Origin of the sequence: Streptomyces sp. NPDC005706, from assembly GCF_040631045.1 — a bacterium.
In the GTDB taxonomy this organism is placed as follows: Bacteria; Actinomycetota; Actinomycetes; order Streptomycetales; family Streptomycetaceae; genus Streptomyces.
In genome coordinates this window covers 141,038-160,499 of sequence record NZ_JBEXYS010000011.1, presented here as the reverse complement: position 1 = coordinate 160,499, position 19,462 = coordinate 141,038, and the positions used below count along the sequence as shown (strand labels likewise).

14 protein-coding genes and 2 pseudogenes are annotated in these 19,462 nt (G+C 67.3%); 7 read left to right on the top strand and 9 right to left on the bottom strand.

From position 1 onward, the window contains the following. Positions 1–724: 724 nt before the first annotated feature. Genes ABZ478_RS19980 through ABZ478_RS19960 form a run of 5 tightly spaced genes read left to right on the top strand, consistent with a single transcriptional unit; the run spans position 725 to position 4,043 of the window. Positions 725–2,053: a HAMP domain-containing sensor histidine kinase gene (locus tag ABZ478_RS19980; protein ID WP_359551146.1), complete on the top strand. Its 1,329-nt coding sequence runs from the start codon at positions 725–727 to the stop codon at positions 2,051–2,053. Continuing rightward, positions 1,986–2,525 (top strand): roadblock/LC7 domain-containing protein, encoded by a 540-nt coding sequence (locus tag ABZ478_RS19975; protein WP_359551143.1) that lies wholly within the window; start codon positions 1,986–1,988, stop codon positions 2,523–2,525. The genes ABZ478_RS19980 and ABZ478_RS19975 overlap by 68 nt, the downstream gene beginning before the upstream one ends. A 25-nt stretch (positions 2,526–2,550) precedes the next feature. Next, the gene (locus ABZ478_RS19970; protein WP_359551141.1) at positions 2,551–2,898 is read left to right on the top strand and encodes a DUF742 domain-containing protein; all 348 of its coding nucleotides are present in this window, start codon (positions 2,551–2,553) and stop codon (positions 2,896–2,898) included. Continuing rightward, positions 2,873–3,463: an ATP/GTP-binding protein gene (locus ABZ478_RS19965; protein ID WP_359551139.1), complete on the top strand. Its 591-nt coding sequence runs from the start codon at positions 2,873–2,875 to the stop codon at positions 3,461–3,463. The genes ABZ478_RS19970 and ABZ478_RS19965 overlap by 26 nt, the downstream gene beginning before the upstream one ends. Before the next feature lie 25 nt (positions 3,464–3,488). Next, positions 3,489–4,043, top strand: a complete 555-nt coding sequence (locus ABZ478_RS19960) for a GAF domain-containing protein (RefSeq protein WP_359551137.1) — start codon at positions 3,489–3,491, stop codon at positions 4,041–4,043. Here the strand turns inward: ABZ478_RS19960 and ABZ478_RS19955 are convergent. From ABZ478_RS19955 to ABZ478_RS19945, 3 genes and pseudogenes are all read right to left on the bottom strand, one after another. Then, positions 4,013–5,254: an acyl-CoA dehydrogenase family protein gene (locus tag ABZ478_RS19955; protein WP_359551135.1), complete on the bottom strand. Its 1,242-nt coding sequence runs from the start codon at positions 5,252–5,254 to the stop codon at positions 4,013–4,015. The two genes, ABZ478_RS19960 and ABZ478_RS19955, sit on opposite strands and share 31 nt — an antisense overlap. A 929-nt stretch (positions 5,255–6,183) precedes the next feature. After that, positions 6,184–7,049, bottom strand: a pseudogene (locus tag ABZ478_RS19950) (IS481 family transposase). 159 nt (positions 7,050–7,208) lie between these two features. Further along, positions 7,209–8,585, bottom strand: coding sequence for a hypothetical protein (locus ABZ478_RS19945; RefSeq protein WP_359551134.1), 1,377 nt, complete (start codon positions 8,583–8,585; stop codon positions 7,209–7,211). Positions 8,586–9,067: 482 nt separating this feature from the next. Here ABZ478_RS19945 and ABZ478_RS19940 point away from each other — a divergent pair, with 482 nt between their 5' ends. Both ABZ478_RS19940 and ABZ478_RS19935 read left to right on the top strand, forming a co-directional pair. After that, positions 9,068–10,576: a right-handed parallel beta-helix repeat-containing protein gene (locus ABZ478_RS19940; RefSeq protein WP_359551132.1), complete on the top strand. Its 1,509-nt coding sequence runs from the start codon at positions 9,068–9,070 to the stop codon at positions 10,574–10,576. A 204-nt stretch (positions 10,577–10,780) separates the two neighbouring features. Then, on the top strand, positions 10,781–11,854 hold the full coding sequence (locus ABZ478_RS19935) for a substrate-binding domain-containing protein (protein WP_359551129.1): 1,074 nt from the start codon (positions 10,781–10,783) through the stop codon (positions 11,852–11,854). A 530-nt stretch (positions 11,855–12,384) separates the two neighbouring features. On the opposite strand, the gene ABZ478_RS19930 is transcribed toward ABZ478_RS19935, so the two are convergent. From ABZ478_RS19930 to ABZ478_RS19905, 6 genes and pseudogenes are all read right to left on the bottom strand, one after another. Then, positions 12,385–13,536 carry an RICIN domain-containing protein gene (locus ABZ478_RS19930; RefSeq protein WP_359551128.1) on the bottom strand — a complete coding sequence of 384 codons (1,152 nt, stop codon included), beginning with the start codon at positions 13,534–13,536 and terminating at the stop codon, positions 12,385–12,387. 697 nt (positions 13,537–14,233) lie between these two features. Further along, positions 14,234–14,696: pseudogene (locus ABZ478_RS19925) on the bottom strand (ISAzo13 family transposase); the annotation flags it as partial. Between the two features lie 79 nt (positions 14,697–14,775). Next, positions 14,776–16,269 (bottom strand): hypothetical protein, encoded by a 1,494-nt coding sequence (locus tag ABZ478_RS19920; RefSeq protein WP_359551126.1) that lies wholly within the window; start codon positions 16,267–16,269, stop codon positions 14,776–14,778. 340 nt (positions 16,270–16,609) lie between these two features. Next, positions 16,610–17,419: a DUF2264 domain-containing protein gene (locus ABZ478_RS19915; protein ID WP_359551123.1), complete on the bottom strand. Its 810-nt coding sequence runs from the start codon at positions 17,417–17,419 to the stop codon at positions 16,610–16,612. Beyond that, positions 17,404–17,595, bottom strand: coding sequence for a hypothetical protein (locus tag ABZ478_RS19910; protein ID WP_359551121.1), 192 nt, complete (start codon positions 17,593–17,595; stop codon positions 17,404–17,406). Before ABZ478_RS19910 ends, ABZ478_RS19915 begins: the two co-directional genes overlap by 16 nt. A 1,667-nt stretch (positions 17,596–19,262) precedes the next feature. Next, a complete protein-coding gene (locus ABZ478_RS19905; protein WP_359551120.1) occupies positions 19,263–19,412 on the bottom strand; it encodes a hypothetical protein in 150 nt (49 codons plus the stop codon). Positions 19,413–19,462 lie beyond the last annotated feature (50 nt).

Sequence of the window (19,462 nt, the reverse complement as noted above, 5' to 3'; positions counted from 1 at the left end):
ACCGGCGCGCAGCCCTCTACTCGATGCGGAGGGAGCGGGGCGCGGGGCACACGGAGGTCGCGTGTTGGGTCGGCTGCCAAGGAATTCGCTGCTCAACGGTGCCGCAGCCGTGCGGTCGGTGCACCGGAGGCGGATGGGTCGTTCGCCTGTCACTTCGGCGCGGCACGGGGGAGTATCCCTTTCATGGCGGCGGTTGCGCACGTTGGCGAAGGTCAAACGACCGCGGAACGACCCTAGCGCCGGTGGCAGCGACTACGGGCCGGGACGCAGGATAGGTGGTGTTCCTGACAAGGCCGAACTGCGCTGTCGCTCCGTTTCCATCCCCCCACGGACCGGCGGGCGCGTGGCCGCGGGAGCTCGGCTGGCGGCCGGGCATCACCGGTCGGACGGCGCCCGTGAGAGTGCGCTGTCCGGCTTCCCGGCCGCCAGCGCCATTCCGCCTCTCGACGGCCGGTCGCCGGTGCACCGGCCAAGGGGCTCCCCCCTACCCGCGAGGACCTCGATGCCTGATCATTCCCCACAATCCGCGAAGGGACGCCGTCTTACTGCTCGGCACGGCAGAGCCGTGGTCCGAAGTCGGCAGCCAGCTTCGGACCACGAGCAAGCGACCGGCGCCATGCTCTGGGCGACGCCCACGGCTGCCGTGTCCGCAGTTGTGGCGATGACGGCGGCTGGCCTCGCCGCCGCCCGAGCGCGGATGAACTCACTCCCGCCGGAGTGGCTGATGCTGACGGTGGCTGTTGCCGGATGCGCGGTGGCCGTACTCATGGCCAGAAGACAGGCCCAGGCACTGCGGCGGCGTAACGCCGCCCGTGAAGCCACAGTCCATGACCGCCTCAGGTCCCTGCACGCCTTGGTGTCAGATGCCGATGCGGCGCTTCGCACGGCGACGCAGGACCGCGGAGCACTGGCCCCGCCTGGCACCCGCGCCGCCCAGCCGATAGACGCACTGGAGCAGGATTTGCGGCGCGTGCTCGACGCCGCGCTGTCCGCCGCCTCCCGCCAGCAGGTGCACGTGCTGGTGACCATCGCCCGCCGACTGCAGTTCCTGGTCACCAGGTCCCTGACACAGCTGGACGAGCTGGAGCGGGATGTCGAGGACCCCGAGCTCATGGACCGGCTCTTCCGCGTCGATCACCTGACCACCCGTACCCGCCGAGCGGTAGAGAGCTTGGCTGTCCTGGGTGGTGCCTTCCCGCGTCGGATCCGCACGCCGGTCCCGCTCGCGACCGTGCTGCGGCAGGCGGTGGCCGAGACCGAAAACTACCAGCGTGTTCGCGTGCTGCCGGCTCCTGACGCCTCAGTGCTCGGGCATGCTGCCGTCGACCTGGTCCACCTCCTGGCCGAGCTTGTGGAGAACGCGACCAAGTGGGCACCACCGGAGAGCGAGGTGCAGGTGCGCGCTGGTCGGGTGGGGGTCGGCCTGGCCGTGGAGATCGACGACCGAGGTCTGCCGATCCCGCCGGACCAGCGAGCCCGCCTCAACCAGCTCATCGCAAGCCCGGAGCACATTGACGTCGGCCTCCAACTGCAAGACGGGCGGATCGGCTTGGTTGTGGTCGCCCAGCTTGCCCGTCGGCACTCGATCGTCGTCCAGTTGGACGACAACATCTTCGGCGGCACCCGCGCGGTCGTAGTCGTACCGGACGCACTGTTGTTCCAACCGCAGGAGGAGCAAGACCCCCCAGACCTCGCCTCGCAAACCTCGGTCACCGATCGGGCCCCCCGGCATCCCGGCGCCTCCGCCGAACCCGCGATTGACGCCCGAGCCCTGCAGCCTTTCGCCGGCCATAACATGGGCCCTGGAGGGTCTGCTCCGCCCGGTTCGCCGCAGTCTGTAGCGGCAGCAGCGGCCGACGAGCCGCAGGCCGGTTCGGGACGTCCCCGCCTGCCTCGGCGCACTGGCTCGTATCTGCCCTCCGAGCTGTTGGAGGGCGCTCCGCGTAAGGAACCCGCGCCAGCGAACCCGAGTCTGATGGCCAGCTATGCACGCGGCGTGGAGAGGGCCCGGACTGACACCAGCTTCGCCTCGCCCGGCGCGGACCACAAGTGACGACAACAGCCACTCACCTCTTCGAGGAGCTTCGATGCCCCACTCCGACATGACCCCCCTCTCCGGTAGGCCGCTGGACTGGCTGCTCGAGAATTTGGTCGGCCGAGTGCCAGGCGCCCGCAGTGCGGTTCTGGCCTCCAGCGATGGTGTGCGCAAGTTCTGCCATGGTCTCGGCAACGACGACGCGGACCGGCTGGCCGCGCTCGCGACGGGACTGTTCTCCCTAGGCCGCATCGTCGGAGAGCTCTCCCATAGCCAGGGAGGTGTGCAGCAGGTGGTAGTCGAACACGAAGCGGGTCTGCTCTTCGTGTCCGCGGCCGGCTCAGGGGCGGTCCTAGGCGTGCTGGCCTCCCCCCAGGCTGACCCTGGGGCAGTGGGTTTTGCTATGACACAGTTGGTACGGGAGGTTCCCTCCCACCTGGCGACTCCGGCGCGTCCGGGCGTGTCCGCGACCCGCACCCCGACCCCCTGAGGCCGCATTGGACCACACCCCCTGGTTGGACGACGAGCGGCAGCACCTGCGCCCTTACGCCCTGACCGGCGGTCGCACTCGGCCGTCACACACCCTGGAACGGCACTGGCTGATCAAGGCGCGCAACACAGTCCCTCGGACAGTGCTGAGCCCTGAGGGCGACCTGGTACTCAAGCTGTGCCGCAGCGAACCTCTGTCGGTCGCCGAGGTCGCCGCGCGGCTGTGCCAGCCTCTTCAGGTCGCCAAGGTCATGCTAGGCGACCTGATCGACGACGGTGTTCTGATCACCGCCATGTCCGTCGACACCTCCGCCGATGCCAGCGACCCCGAATTGCTGAGGAAACTTCTTGCCGGACTACGTGCCCTCATATGACAACACCACGCTCACGCCCTTGAAGATCCTCGTCGCGGGTGGCTTCGGCACGGGGAAGACCACCCTTGTTGGCGCGGTGAGTGAGATCACGCCGCTGACCACCGAGGAGGAGCTCACTCTGGCGAGCGACCCGACCGACTCACTCGCCGGAGTTGAGTCCAAGATCACCACGACCGTCGCCATGGACTTCGGCCGTATTACGTTGCGCGACCAGAGACTCGTGTTGCTGCTGTTCGGCGCCCCCGGACAGCAACGCTTCTGGTTCATGTGGGACGACCTCGCAGAGGGGGCGGTCGGCGCGGTTGTCCTCGCCGACACGCGCCGCCTGGCCGACTCGTTCGCCGCAGTCGAATACTTCGACAGACGCCACCTTCCTTTCGTCGTCGCGGTCAACGAGTTCCAGGACGACGCCTATCGCTACACGCCCGAGGAAGTGTGCGAGGCGATGGACCTGCCCCATGGAGTTCCGGTCCTGCTGTGCGACGCCCGGGACACCACCTCAGCCACCGGCGTGCTGATTTCCCTCGTCGAGCACGCGCTGGCCTGCTCCAGCCAAGGCACGTGACCGACCTACGCGATTGGAGAATGCCATGTCGTTCGATCCTGAGGCGGGCCTGCGCCTGCAAGGCCCCGACGCCGACCTGCCCCGTCGGCTGGCCGCCCTGCGCGCGCTCGGACTGGGCGCCGAACCGGATCCTCAGTTTGACCGCTTCGCCGCCGCCCTAGCACAGGACGCTGACGCTCCCTACGCCATGGTGAACTTCATCACCGATCGGCAGTTTTTCGCCGGCCTGTTCGCATCGGCGGACCAGGTGGCGACCAGTTCCGCGGTGGGGCGCTTCATGGAACGCGACCACGGCTTCTGCCCCGAGGTACTGGACCGCCGCAAGTCCCTGGTCCTGCCGGACGTCTTTGCGGCTCCCCGATTCGCCTCCAACCCGGTCGTCGACCAGATCGGTATCCGCACTTATGCAGGAGCCCCGCTGATCGACGAGCACAGCGGGATCGCACTCGGCACCGTCTGCGTCGTGGGCACTGAGCCCCGACCTCTGGCGACCGGCCGCGACACCTTGCACCTGATCAAGTCCCGGCGAGATGAGCTGATGCAGCTCATCTACGAGCGCGCCGCCGACTTGCCCCGGTAGGCAGCCGCCGCTTCGCCGCCCCAGGCGGAGGCCGCCGGGGCGGCGAAGCGCTCGGACCACTGCGGGCCCGGCGCGGTGCCCAGCGCTACCTGCGCCAGACGCAGCACCTGCACATCCGACGTACCCGCTGGGGCGTACAAGTGCTGCAAGTCTCGCAGGTACCTCTCGACCGGCAAATCGCCCATCAACCCGGACGCAGCGTGGATCTCCATCGCCGCGCGAGCCGAATCCAGTGCCAGCTCCACGCTGACCAGCTTGGCGTTCATCAACTCGCCGTCACAGGGCAGCCCACGGTCTAGTCTCTGCGCGGCGTCTTCGACGGCGAGCCGCGCGGTCATCAGCCGTGACTGCATCCGCCCCAGCTTGTCCATGACTGTCGGCAGTGAGCTGAGTGCTTGACCGTAGCGCTGCCGGCCGGTGGCGAATGCCACGGTGTCCTCCACGACGGCCCGGTGGATGCCTAGCGCCACCGCCGCGAGGTTCAACCGGCCATAGAGAACACTCGAGCTGTACGCCACATCCAGGCCCTGCCCTTCGTCACCGAGCCGGTTTTCCACCGGTACCCGACAGTCGTCGAGGACGATCTCGCCAAAGGAGAAGCCGTGCAGGCCCAGCGCCGGTCGCCAGGCCCCCAGCGAGACGCCCGGGCGGTCAGCCTCCACCAGGAACGCGGAGAGCCCTCGGGACCCCGGTCCGGTACGCACGACCACTTTGTGCACATCGCCCACGTGGCTATTGCCCACGAACACCTTCCGGCCGGTGAGCACGTACTCGTCCCCGTAGCGAACCGCGCGCGTCTCCATACCCAGTACATGCCCGCCCGACCCTGGCTCAGTGACCGCGATCGTCGGCAGACACGCGCCGGTAGCCACCGCGGGAAGCCAGCGTCTCTTCTGCTTCTCGGATCCGAAGTGCAGGATCCCGGCGACTCCCAATTGCGACGCCTGCACGATAGCCCCTGACGCACCACTGACTCGGGCGAGCCCTTCGATGATCACCGTCTTTGCCAGGTGGCCCAAGCCCATGCCGCCGAACTTGGTCGGCACCGTAATCCCGATCCACCCCTGCTGCGCGATCAGCCGGGCCATCGCAGGATCCACGGCCCGGGATGCTTCCATCCCCGCTATCCGCGGCCGCACCTCGCTCTCCGCGAATGCGGCGACATCTTCCCTCAACCGGCGGCACGCGATCTCGATGTTTTGCTGCCTCATGTGATCCCCCTCCTGGGACGTCACCTACCGCGAGGGTCTGGCCAGGCCCGACACGGCGTCGAAGGTCCGCCCCAGGCGTATTCGCACACCAGGGCGGTGCGACGACTACGGTGCCGATCCAGTACCGGTCGCCGCACCGCCGGGCAGGGGTCGTTTCACGATCGCTTCACCTACCGTGCTCTTCCGAGTGCGAACGCCTCCGGCTGGCATGAGGCCCACAGACGGCGGGAGCAGTCACCAAACGAGCGCTCAACGACCCAGCAGACGATTGGGGTGAGGCACGTGCCCAGATTGGAAATCCTCCCGTCACCTCGGTCGGAGCCGAGAAGTGGTGAACGGTGCGGCCAGGGATGTAGAGGTTGCTGATCGTTGTCAGCCAGCAATGTGCGAGTCAAGAACTTATGTAGCGGACAGCGCGAGAAGGTGCTGGCCAGTTGTACCGAAGACAGACCTCGGAGTGCCAGCATGTGCAGCGGGTCCCGGTACGCAAGAAGCAGACCCGAGCCGGCCGTCCTGGCCGTCCGTGCGGCACGCGGCCCACCCGCTGCAGATCGGGAAAGGCGGGGTGTCGGCAACGGCTCACTTTCTTGTGCTGGGCTGCCGCCCGGTTACCGAACGCAATGATCATGGGGCAGGGCTGTGTGCGCACCCCGTTGATGAAGGGGCGGATGCCCCGTGAGGCTTGGTGACGGTTCGCCCGGGCGGATACGGAGGCAGGCACGGGCTCCTGTGATCATGAGGCGTCGAGTCCCTGATCACCACAACGGAAGACCCTGCCTGCCTGCTCATCATCGCCCATCCCGCCCGGCGTGAGACGGTTGGACTGCTTGCCCCCTGTCCGCCGCGTCCGACCCGCGCCGAGGCTCCTGGCCGCAAGGGCTCGCATTGGGTTGCCAGCATTGGGCGCGGAGATTTCGGCCCGGGCGGTCCTAGGTGTGCTGTTCGGAGAGGTTGGTGACGCGGGTGGCTGGTGCTTGGCCGTCGATCTGGTAGTTGTACCAGTCCAGCCAGTCGGGAAACGCTGCTGCCGTTGGGCGTCTGAGGTGTAGGCCCATTCGGCGAGCAGGGTGCGGTGGAAGCGTTGGACCTTGCCGTTGGTCTGGGGCCGCCAGGGCCTGGTCCAGTGGGGGCTAATGCCCAGGTCGCGGCAGGTGTCGCGCCAGGTGTTTTGGTGTAGGCCCAGGCGTTGTCGGTCAGGACCCGCTCGACGGTGACGCCCTGGGTGGCGAACCAGGCAGTTGCCCGTCGTAGGAAGGCCGCGCAGGTGGCGGCCTTCTCGTCGGGCAGGTGCTCGGTGTGGCCAGGCGGGAGTGGTCGTCCAGGGCGGTGTGCAGGTAGGCGTGTCCGGCGCCGTCAGGGATGCGGCCGAGTATCTTGACGTCGATGTGCACCAGTTCGCCGGGCCGGGTGCGTTCGTAGCGGCCGATCGGCTCTCCGGTGGCCCGGTCGGTGGCTGCCAGAGCGGGCAGGCCGTGCCGGACGAGGGCGGTGGAGGCGGCGACACCGGCGCGGGGCGGCCAGTCGCACCGGCCCGATCCGGTGCTCCCGCCGCAGCTGGACGACCTGGGCCTCGACGGCGGCCGGGATGCGCAATGGTTGGCGGTGCGGGCGGCTGGAGCGGTCCTGCATCCCGGCCGGACCCAGTTGGCGGTAGCGGGCTCGCCCAGCGGGCGGCGGTGGGGTGGCTGACCTGGAAGCGTTCCGCGGCCCTGCGCAGTGGCCAGCCGTCGTACATGACACAGCGGGCGAGACGCAGCCTGCCGGTCGGCGTCGGTGGGGCATTACGGTGGGACACGAGGGCCTCCCGCGATCGGGCGTAGATGTCGCACTCCGCACCCAACCCAGAAGGCCCTCACCTGTGCAAGCACCCAGCACGCCCGTCACCAACGTCCCGGGACAGCACACCTAGCTGCACCTAGCTGTTGTGTATTGCGTCCGCCCGGGCCGAATGCGGTCAGTGCTTGCGGGTGCGGCGCCTGCCCAGGAGGACAGTGGCAGTGGCTCCGGCAGTCACGAGGACAACGCCGATCACAGCGGGGCCGAGCGCGGACGCGCCGGTGGCCGCAAGGGAGCTGCCGGCCCGGGTCGAGGGTTGGGCGGGTGGGGAGGTGATGGCGGACCCAATGTCTGCGGGGTTATCGGCGTGCTGGGTGCTCTTGGCCGGGGCCGACTTGGCGGGGACCGGGGCAGGGGGCGTGGCGGCAGGCCGGGGGCCGGTGCCGGAGCCGAGCTGGATGTGGACATCTGCGCCGGCGGCGGTGGCCTGTGAGACACGGATGGAGACATGAGCGGAGGTGTCGGCGAGCGAAGTGTCCGCGACCAATGAGCCGGCAGCCGACTTGTCGTCCCGCTTGACATTGCTGATCATGACGGCGTCGCTGTAGCGGCCCCCGGAGATGCGATAGACGTTCACACCTTGGGCGATGTCGATGTCCGGCGTGGCGGAGTCGGGCGTGCGGTACTCCACGACGATGCGGTCGCCGCCGGACCCCAGCGGGAGGTCGATCGCGCGCACGCCGGAGGTCCCGGTGGCGTGCAGCGGAGTGAGACGGACGGTGGTGGTCGCGGTTGGTGTGGTGACCTGCTGGGCGGTCAGCCATTTGAGGGACTGCAGCTCGGGCGCAGTCAATCCCTTCTTCGCGCCACCTCCGCCCATGGGGGTGCGGTTGCTGTAACCGTCATCGGTGCAGGCGGTGAAATTGTCGGCCGTGCAGATCTGGCGTTCCTGGTGGTCGAGGCCGAGGTTGTGCCCGATTTCGTGGACGAGAGCGGCCTTGTCGGCGACGGCAGCTTCGTGGAACCAACTCACGTCCCCGGGCATGTTGGCTAGGCCCCACCAGTCGCTGCAGTAGTTCGAGCGCAGGACAATCGAGATGTGGTTGTAGTCCACGTCAGGAACCGCCTTGCGGGCCAGTTCGGCGATTTTGTCCGTATCACACGCGGCGGTGTCGTCCATGTCGAGGGTGATAGGTCCGAAGACGCCGTCGCCCTCGGCAGGCACCACACTCATCCGGCCGTGGGAATTCTCCGCATAGTAAGAGGCAAGGGAGTCAGTTGGGCCGAAGAAGTTGCGCACGGCTTGGTCGTGGGTCTGCTGGGGATCGGCCAGGGTGCGGTTGCGGAAGTCGACGAGGACGACAGCCTGCCGGTCGACCTCCGACAGGGTGGTCTCGGCCGCCGCCGCGGGGATGGCAGCGATGGTGGCAAACAGTGCGAGGGCTCCACCTGCAGCGAGCAATGGAGCCACTTTGCCGGACTTCGTGCGCAACGTTCGGGCAGATCCCGCCGGCGATGCCGTGCGGGCATGCGGTATGGAAGTGTAGGGCTTCAATGGGGTCTCCTCGATGGTACGGGCCAACATCAGAAGCGATGGTTGGCCGTCGTGGTGAGGGGCTGGCCGGCACCTGGGTGACGAGCCGAAGGTGGACACGGTTGGAGCGGCACGGCGCCAAATGCCGTGGGTTACCCGTCCGGGCCTAGTAGGCCGGTCTCATGTGCGGCCGCCGGGGTCAGGCTGCCTTCTGAAGCAATGCCGACAGGCAGGGCTGACACCGGCGGCAGCAGGAGGAACATGTGACCGGCAGATTTGACCTCGGCTCGCCGCCGAACGCCCGGTGCCCGGATGCGCCGCCATATGGGGGAGGTCAGGGCTCCGGACCTGATCATATACAGCAGCCCGTGCTCGCAGCGCACTTCTCGAGCATCTGCCAGGATTTTGATCGGACATCGATCGATCGATCCAAAAGTATTGACTCGATCTTTCGGCGTCCCTAGCTTCTGGCGACAAGCAACTGTCAGAGAGGTGTACGCGCCATGAGGATCAGAGCAGCACGGCGGCAGCAGGTGATGGGTCGCGGACTCGTCGCCGGCGTCCTCGCCGCCGTCTTTGCCGGCACGGCAGCCCTGTCTGGGCCGTCGGCCCAGGCCGCAGGAACAACCATCTACGTCGACTGCTCGAGCTCGACGGCGGGCAGCGGAAGTCAGACGTCGCCGTACAACAGCATCAGCCAGGCGAACGCCCGCACGTACGCCCCTGGTGAAACCCTGGCCTTCGCCTCGGGCACCAGCTGCACAGGCACCCTTACTCCCAAGGGGAGCGGCACGGAGTCCGCTCCGATCACGATCACGAGCTACGGCAGCGGCGCCCTGCCCGTGATCAACGGAAACGGTGCCGCCAGCGCGATCACCCTGACCGATCAGGACCATTGGACGCTCAGCAACCTTAAACTGACGAATCCCGCTTCGTCCCTCGCCCGCCGCACCGGCCTGCGGATCTCAGCCACGGACGGCACGGCCCACACCGGCTTCGACATCGGCAACCTCGTGATCGACCGGGTCGCGGGGCAGACGAACAAGGCGACGGCGTCAGAGGATTTCGTCCAGTCCGCGGGCATCGTCACGGGTGCCACGAACACGAACTCGACGCTCAACGACGTTTACGTGCACGACAACCAGATCAGCAACACCGGCGGCGGCGGCATCAAGATCCGGGTCGGATCGATGGCGACCAAGGGCTCTAGCGTCCTGATCGAGCGCAACACCGTCGCGGACGTGGGCGGTGACGGCATCATCGCCAGCTTCGCGAACTCCCCCATGATCCAGTATAACACCGCCTCCGGGGTGGGAAACGGCGTATACCCCTTCTCCGGCGGGAACTTCGCTGGCATCTGGGTGCTCGGCGACTACAACCCGACGATTCAGAAGAACGCCGTGTACGGCATCACCAAGTCCACCAACGACAGCATGGCGTTCGACTGCGACTGGGGCAACACCGGCAACTGCACCATCCAGTACAACTTCAGCCGCGACAACATCGGCGGCTTCTACCTCGACTGTGACAGCTGCGGGACCATCGGCGGGGCCCAGCAGATCATCCGCTACAACATCTCAGAGAACGACTGCCGGATGAACAGCAATGCCTCCGGCAAATCGGCCCTGCACATGTACAACAACGTCATCTACTGCACGGACAAGCCGTTCAACATCACACTTCCCGCGAAGAGTGTCGTGGAGAACAACATCTGGGTGGGTACCAGCGACTCCCGTCTGCCCACCGGCTCCGGCATCACCTGGAGCTGGAACGTCTTCCAGGGTGTCCCGAGGCCCACGAACAACGGCATCGCAGGCGACCCCCACTTCGTCGCCCCGGGCACGGGCGGCAACACGATCTACTCCGTCGACGGCTACAAGCTCAAGGCCACTTCTCCGGCGCTGGGCAACGGCTCGGTGGTGAGCGACAACGGCGGCCGTGACTACTGGGCGAATCCCGTGTCGGCCACGGTCAAGCCGAACCGCGGCGCGTACAACGGTCCCGGCCTGTAAGAAGTCGGGAGGTACGTTCGGCCGGGGGTCCTCACGGATCTCCGGCCGGCGCCGTTCAGCAAGCATGGCGCACGCCCGATGAGCGAACAGATCAGATGACCTAGAGCTGATCAGGTATCTTCTGAGTGCCCGGCCTCCCGGTCATGAGGCGGACAGGTGCCGCACCGCCGGGGCAGGCAGGAATCAGGACAGGAGGGGAACCCGATGACCACTTCGGCTCAGGAACGCCGCACGCGCATCCTCGATTTCTTGCGCGGGGTCAGCTCGATCCGGGTCGTGGAGCTCGCGGCCCAGCTCGGCATTCCGGCGGTCACCGTACGGCGGGACGTGGCCGCACTGGCCGACGAGGGGAAGCTGGAGCGAACCCACGGAGCGGTGTCCCTGCCCGTCGAAGGCACGGATACCGTAGCGGGTGGCGGCTCCCAGCGGCTGATTGGCATGCTGGTCCCGACCGTCGGCAAGTACTTCGACGAGGTCGTCGCCGGCGCCAGCGCGGCAGCCACGGCCGCCGGGGCCCGCGTGATCCTGGGGATCGCGCCGTACGGTGCGGACAGCGACCGTGCCCAGATTGAGCGGCTCGTGGAGTCGGACGTCGACGGCCTGCTGCTCGCGCCCAACTGGAAGCCGGGCCCGGGGCTCGTCGGAGCGGACTGGCTGGCCGAGCTGCCTGTTCCCACCGTGCTGGTGGAGCGTCGGGCCGAGCCCGACGGCCCCGCCGCCGAGCTCGACGCGGTCTTCTCGAACCATCGCCACGGGGCCCTGCTGGCCCTGCGCCGCCTGTCGGATCTGGGTCACCGTTCCGTGCTGCTCGCCGCACGTCGCGACACCTGGACCGCGCATGAGGTGCGGGCCGGTTACGCGGAGGCGGTGCGGTACCTCGCACTCGACGAGCTGCCGGTGATCGATGTGCCGAACACTACCGACCCTGGCTCGGCCGTCGACCTGGGGGAGGTGGCCGCGCAGATCGCCGGGGCCGTCGCCTCGGGGGTGCGGGCTGTGCTCGTCCACAACGACCAGGACGCCATCCAACTGCCCGGACTGTTGCGCAGCCATGGCTTGAGCGTCCCGCACGACTTGGCGCTGCTGTCGTACGACGACGTGTACGCGGCCCTGTCCGACCCCCCGCTGACGGCGGTGGCCCCGCCGAAGCGGGCGGTCGGTGCCGGCGCTCTGGAGCTGCTGCTGCGGCGTCTGCACACCGGGAACACCCTGCCGGTGCACCAGATTGGGCTACTGCCGACGCTTCAGATCCGAGCGTCCTGCCGCGGTTCCGTCTAGAGGCCGTGTATCCAAGTGGATCCTGAGCGGTGAATCGGTTCATGGGGCGGGGCGACCTCACAGGCGAGCCGTGGGTGGTGTTGGAGCCGTTGTTGCCGAAGGGGGCGAAGACGGACGGCCGCCCGTCTGGCCTCGGCGGCAGTCGATCGGCGGGACTTGCTCCGTCGATGGCAGCGGGATGGCACCTGGCACTGGGTTCTCACCCGGCTACAGTCCCTGACTGACGTGAACGTGCGATCACGTGGGACGTGAGCGTCGACTCCACGGTATGCCGAGCCCATCAAGCATGCGGCTGGGGCTCGTAAGCAGGCTGACCTGCAGAAGAAACCGCCGGGTGGCGCGGTCACCGAGCCCGGCGACCACGAACTGGTTCCGCTAACAGTTTGCGGTACGTGTTCAGCCCCGCGCTGCCGCGAGCGAAGCTGTTGGTGCTGATGCGCAGGGTGGAGCTGCGGACCATCTGGAGCGGCCTGTCCGTTCTCACTTGGGTGCCCATGAGGTCCTCGGGCACCCGAGCCGTTGGGGCGGGGTCAGCCGATGGTCCACTGCTGGTTGCTCTGGCCGCCGCACGCGGACTGGACGACCTTGGTGCCATTAGCGGTCGCGGTGCCCTGCATTGCCAAGCACAGCCCCGTCTGAACCGATCGGATGGTGCCGTCGCTCTGGACGTTCCACTGCTGGGTCGCACCGCCGTGGCAGTCCCAGACGACCGCATTGGAGCCGGACGCGGAGCTGTTGCCGGTGTCCAGGCACTTGTTCAGGGCGGTGAGCGTCTTGGCGGAGCTGGTGGCCCACGCCTGGTTGGGCCCGCCATGGCAGTCCCAGATGTCGAGTTCGGTGCCGTTGGCGGTGTTGCTCGCCGGGATGTCGAGACATCGGCCCGCGGCCGTGTTGCGGACGGACTTGCCGGCGGTGCCGCCCCAGCCCCGGGTGATGTTGACGCCGGAACCGGTCATGGCCGACTGGTAGTTGGCCTGGCCGGTGCATTCCCCGTACTCGTACTGCGCTCGGGTGGTGCCGCCGGTGGAAGTGCCGGTGGACGTGGGGCCGTCGAAGGTGACATTGACCCGCGGAAGCTGGGAGCAACCTCCCGGGGTGTCGTAGTACTCGACGAAGCCGCCTTGGCTGGGCTTGATGTTGCCGTTGCTCGCGGGGAGGGTCCAGCTGCCGATGTGGGTGCTCTGGTTGGTGGTGGTGTCGACGGCGGCGCCGGTCCAGGTGGTGCCGGAGGTGCGCTGGAGCACCATGTTGTAGGTGCGGCCGTAGACGGCGTCGAACTCGTAGCCACAGCTGACGCCGGGGCCGCCGTCGGCGCCCTGGTAGCAGTTGGGGTCGTTGGTGGTGGAACCGCTCTGGAAGGTGGAAAAGACGCCCCGCAGGCGTTCGCGGCCGTTGATGCTGGGGCGGGGCTGCAGGCCGGTGTAGGCGCCCTGGTTGCCGTTGAGGAAGTCGAACTGCTGGGCGAAGTAGGTGCCGGCGGTATGGCTGGTCTCCGGGTGGACGGTGATAGGGAAGGAGATGTTGGTCAGGCCCGCGGCGGGGGCGTTGGGTATTGACCAGCTGACGGCCACGTTGCCGCCGAACGTCTGGGCCGAGGTCGGGGTGATGGCACCGAGGAAGACCGCGGCGGTCACCAGCAGGGTTCCGGCAGCTGCCGTCAGGCGCCGTGCTTTTCGAGACATCGACATGTGTCTAACACCATTCTTGGGTTCTCCCCGGAGGAAGAGACGGGTCGGGGAGTCTCCGACGGCACGGCGGGCGCCGCCAGAGGGAGTTGGCGGTTGGTTCGGTTGGTTTAGTTCAGTCGTCAGCGTTGGGTCGCCGGACCGGTGTCGGCGGCCTGGATCAGGCCTGCGCCGCCGGACGACGAGACGGGGGCCGCCGTGCTGGGCGTGGAGCTGGTAGCCGTCGCTGAGCAGCCACCGGCGCTGACGGAAGGTGGCGATACCACCGCCGCTCCGACGAGGGCCACCATGGCCACCGCCAACTGGAAGAAGTTGTCCTATCGAGAGCATCCACATGAGAGGATTCAATCTGCGCAAAACATAGAGCCCTGGCCCAACTAGGTGCAAGGTGTGAACGCAAACGAATCAAGTAGATGGCGACCCTTGAAGCGCCGTCAGTGAAGCCTTCGCGACGTCGCGTCCGCGCGTCACATGCGAGTCCCGTCGGTGGCACGGGGCGACCGCTACGTAAATGTCGGTACGCCGCGGTCCCGGAGAGGCCGGACGAAGCCGAGGTCCTTGGGCTGTCGACGGGCTGATGCGGGCGCCTCGACGAGCAACTTGCCAACGCGAAATAGTCTGACGTAGCTAATCCCGCGTCTGCGGTGATGTAGCAGAACATGCGGTGCTCGATCTTGTGCCACTTCGAGGGTCAGGGCGGGGAAGTGGTTGCCTTCGGCCTTGGCAGTGATGAGCATTCGGGTCGCGGCTGGCCCGACCGCGATGCGGTCACCAGCGGCGGATGGACTCCATCGCGAACTCTGAGGTTCCGTGGACGTTTACCGCCGTTACCCAGCCGGTGCTGGTTTTGCCAGGCCATAGATCTCATGAGGATTGGCGACCGACTGGTCTCCGGTGAAGAAGGAGTGGAAGTCCACCTTGAACGGGCCCTTGCTGGGACGCCAGGTAGTCCGGGCCGGTCGCGGTTGCTGATCCATTTCTTGGCCTTGGTGTCGACGCTGATCACCGGTTGGTTGTCGTCGAGGAAGGCGGCGGCGTTGATGTGCGCAACTGAGCATATGGTCCAGGTGATGGGCGTTTTCCGTGGTCCTGGCGGCGCCCTGCAGGCTGTAGCCCAGGGCGTGCAGGAGATGCCCGACGGTCGTGGCGCTGACCGGGGTGGCCCAAGTCCCTTCCGAGGTCCCATGGAGGCAGGCCTCCCGGGCACCGACCAGTAGCTGCTACCGGATGGCGCGATCAGCCGCGGCCCTGCCCCCCGATGAACCGCAGGACACTGTCCAACTCGTCTACGGCCACCAGCGGACTTCGCGGCCCCAGCAGTCCCGAGGTGCCGCAGCCGCCCACCTCGCGGCACCTCGACTGGAGCCAGTCCCAGTCCAGCCCGAGATAGTCCGCGAGTGCCCGCAGGCGCAGCGTAGGAGTCGGACCGTCCACGACGCTGTCCGCCCGAGCGTGTCCGATCGCCTCCGCATATGTGCGGGCCACCGCCCGGTCCTCAATTGTCTCCACCCGCCAGACGGCCTCGGCCCGCAGCCAGTCGGCCACGACCGCGCGCTGCCCGCAGAGGGCGACTCCGTCGACCTTGCCGTAGGCCGGATCGGAGCAAACCCACACGGTGATGCCGTGCATCTCCATGAGGGCGACAGTCAGCAGCAGGAGGATGCGTTCGTAGGGTTCGCTGATCTTCACCGACTCCTCGGGCACACAGAGCGCTCGTCCGGGTGCCCCGGTTGTGGAGAACGCCCCCGAGCCGGCCATCACTCGGAGCAGGGCATGCTGATGTCGGAAAAACAGCCACACTGCGGCCTCCTCCCCGTGCTGCTCCCGGCCCCACGACAAAAGCGGCTCAGTGGCGGCGGACAGCTCGCGGGTCATGAGCGAGGCACAGACGAAAGAGCCCAGCCACATCTCCCCGACCCGGGATAGGCCCGGCACCGCTGCCCTGGCGATGGCCGACCGGTCGCGGGCGAGGTGGCTCGTCAGTGCCTCCTGTTCGACATGTAGGACGTGACCATCCTCCAGCAGGCTGCCGTCGATGTTGGCCATCGCCCAAACGAGGCCGTAGGTGAGGTCGTCGACCCGGTACTCGGTGGGAATCGCCAAAGTCCCCATTCCCAATGACAGCAGGCGCCGGGCCCGTGCGCTGTCCAGCGCGAACACCCCTCGATCACCGCTGAAGGCTCCTGAAGCCCCCAGCAGCAGCGCCCGACGCCGTGCCCCAGTGAAGGCCTGCACATGGGGATGGTCTTGCGCGTAGACGACCGCGAGGTCCCCTTGCGGACAAACGTCGTAGACCTGGACGGGCACAAGGGCGCCGTCATAAAGCCGGAGCCCGTCCAAATACCAGACGCCGCCAGCTCCCGGCCCTGGGTCGGAGGGGCACAGAGAGGAGGTGTCGTAGGCACTGTCGAGCGCGCCGACTGCGGCGAGTGATGCATCATGTGGCCGGCGCGGTAGGACGACGTCCCGCACCGGGGCCGGTTGCAGCAGAGCCTCGACGCTCACGCCCAGCATGAACTCCAGAACCGTCGCGGCGTCCCCCCGCGGCATCTGCTCACCTGACAACCAACGCTTGAACGTGACTTGGGAAGCGGTCACCGAGGCCAACCGTACGTTGCCCAGTTCACGCGCGGCTCGCTCCGCAGCACGAGAGAACTGGACGTCAAAAGCCGAGAAGCGCAGACACTCTCGTCTGCCCAGGAGAATCCGTAGCAGCGTCGGCGCCTTCATGAGCCCGCCCCCTGCCGCGATTTGGGCAGGGCCTGGGTGGCCCCAATAACACCCCGTGCGGCACGGCCCACCGGTCGACACATCCGGCCGCCGTCGTGCCGGCGCCCCCCACACGATCGCATGGCGGGCCGCGACAGGGCCGACGCGTAGGTCGCACCGGGTCGCCGCGCTTGCGGTGCGGCTCCCGGGATTGCGGGCCTGGCAGACGGGGCACCGAGACGTGCCATCAGGGCTACCGTCAGAGGCTCGAGCATCGGACAAGGACTCCAGGTCGGTGGCCGGCTTGCGGCCCGTTGAAGAGGATGCGGTGCGGAAGCACGGACGAGCATTGCCTGCGGGATCATGGCACGATCACTGGGCAGTCACTGGGCCACTGCTCGGGCCGGTGGATCACTTCGCCGAGCGCTCGGCGGAGTAGGAGGGGGTTGACTCTGCCTTCAGGATGCGCTGGCAGATAGGCCCAAAGACAATCACCGTGCGAGGGCGCTGTGTGGTCGCGCGGGGGTAAGCGGAGCCATGCGCCGCGTCCCAGGGCGATTGCATGCGGTACCGCCCCGGTCGCACTCACATACGCGACTGGTCCCGGCTGCTCGGGGCCTTGATTATGTAACCAGTCGAGCCCCCAGGCGGTGCGCTCACCGCGGATCTTGATCAACAGATGAGGCCTATAGGGAAGTACCGCATGCCTTCCACCGGACCGGGCAGCCACCAGCGCAGATCCATGAGAGGCCCACCAACCAGAGCGGCCCGGGCGGCAAGCAGCCAACGCTGTCTCGATGCCCGCCTCGGCGAGAAAGCCGCCGACGGTCAGGGGCAGCAGCCACCAGTTGTTGTCGCACGGCTCGTGTCGCAGTGCGCTGGCAAGCCATCGTCCTGCTCCTTCGCGCACGCCGTCGTCGAGCCGGTCCCAGAGCCACGGGTGGGTGAGCCGCAGGCTCAGGCCGATGGTCGAAGACCCCACCATGGCCTGACCTCGGTCGGTGATCACACCCCAAGAGGTGCTGTCGTCGTCCGAGAGGTCCCGTTCAGTGGTGGGTGTGCGGGGTCCGGCGTCCAGGCCGGCCGCGTAGCTCTCGAGCAGCCCGTCCGGTTCCCTGCCGTCGGCGACCCGCAGGGCGGCGAGCTGGAACGTCCCTACGTCCCCCTCCAAACCGTCGGAGCGCCGCCCGGACCAGCTGGCCGGGAGCCGGGCAGCTTGATGAGGGCAAGGCTGTGGCCGGCGTACGGCTGCACCGCGGAGAGCAGGCCGTTGGCGGCCGCCTCCCAGTGTGCCTTGGACCAGCCGATGTACGGACTGAGGACGCGATCCTCCGAGGGGAGCTGCATGGCGGTGATCCTTCATCGGACGGCTCCTTGGTCGTTCGACCGAGCCGTCGGTACATATCTGTACATATCCGCGCTGGAGTACAAGGGACAGAGACAGGCCAGCAAAAAGAGTCGATCAAGTAATCAATCGATCAAAGGTACCAGCCCTAGGGTCTGATTCGAAAGTCCGCATGCTACACGGCCTTTCGAGGCTACGGCCAGGGTGGGAGGAGGTCGGGACCAGCGCAACTGTGTCGATTGATTTGGATTGGAGCAGACCAGTTGATCGTAGGGCTTGGCTCTGATCGGAATCCGGCTCAGGTTGGCGGCAATTCAGCGGGACTTTGCCCGTTTTGGGGCTGGCCAAGGGCACGCAGGAGGTTGTCGGTGCCTTGAACGCCTCCAGCAGGGCGTCAGGGTGAAGTGCCAGGAAGATTCCTGGCGGTGCCGCCACCAGGCATGCGCCCAACGCTGTCATTACATGCTGTGCGGGCGCCCGTTCGTGGGGCGACCGGTCCAAGACCGTCCGGCCCATGCTGAACCCTGGCTAACATCCAGCGCCAGTCGCTGACCAGGGCAAAAACGGAAGTCCGGCTGGTGCTAGGACGTGACCAATGAATCATCTGATGAGTGACTCGGCTCGGGTGGGGGCGTGTGTGATCGAGGTGGTTGACTGAGTGCGATGCGTCGCGTGCCTTCTGCGGGTCGGACAGTCGGCATGGCAACGAGCTTGGCGTCGTACAGCATGGGGCCGCCGTTCCCGCGGAGGTCGAGCGCCTGACCTTCCCCAGGAAGCTGGGTTTCAGCGACACCGTATTGAGTTCTCCTAGGCCTGGTAGCCGGGGTGCTTCGGCCGCCGCGCGTGAAAGCCGTAGTACCTGCTCCGCCTCCGCGGCTCCCAGGCCAGGGCGGGTGGCGTACTGATCATCGGTCGTAGTGCTGCGGCCGGAGACCGGCTCACATGTGTGAATGGATTGATTTGCTGCCACTGGCCGAGCGCGTCGAGCAGACCGAGCGCAAGGCGCTACTTTTCCCGGGCAGACGCGGTGTTTGTGGCGGCATGAACACTGACAGCAACCTGGCAGTTTGCCCCGCTTCCCCACGGTCCGCAGTACCGCCGGGCCACCCGACCGACGCCGTGCCGCACTTGGGGAACGACACGTCGTCGACCCCCACACTTCAGGCGTGATCACTTCGGCCAGCCGCTCGGTGATCCGCCGCCTGACCGGCAGCGGATCCACGGCGACTGGTTCACGCACTGCTGTAGGGCCTGCGTGGTGCCGTCCGGCAGCCGCTCGGCCATCGGCTGGATCGACTTGCGCCGGCCGTCCACTCGCCCCACCGCCGCTGATCCCGCCGCGGCACCGACCCGAAGACGTCGGTCGGCAGTAGGCGGTGACTTCGTCCATGATTTCGTCTGCCTGGTTTCGTCCAGGCGAACGGTCTGGGTTGTTCGTTCCAGTCGGTGAGCCAGGCCCGGATGTCGCGTTCGAGGGCTTGGACGGAGCGGTGGACGCCGCGCTTGCGCTTCTTCTGGGTTAGTTCGGCGAACCAACGCTCGACCAGGTTCAGCCAGGATGCGCTGGTCGGCGTGAAGTGCAGGTGGAACCGCGGGTGGGCCAGCAGCCACCCTTTGATGTCAGGCGTCTTCTGGGTGTAGTTGTTCAGTGATCGGGTGAACCTGCGGTTCAGACCGGAACGTTATTGTCCAGGTCAGCGAGGAACTTCTTGAACTCTGCCGCCCGGTCGTGGCGGTGCGGGGAGCGGATGACCTTGCCGGTGGCGACCTCGAGGGCGGCGAAGGCGGCCCACCGTTGGGCGACGCGGTTCGGCATCACCTCGCCCTGGTAGGCCCAGGCCGCAAGCGTTTACTACCACTCTCTGATTG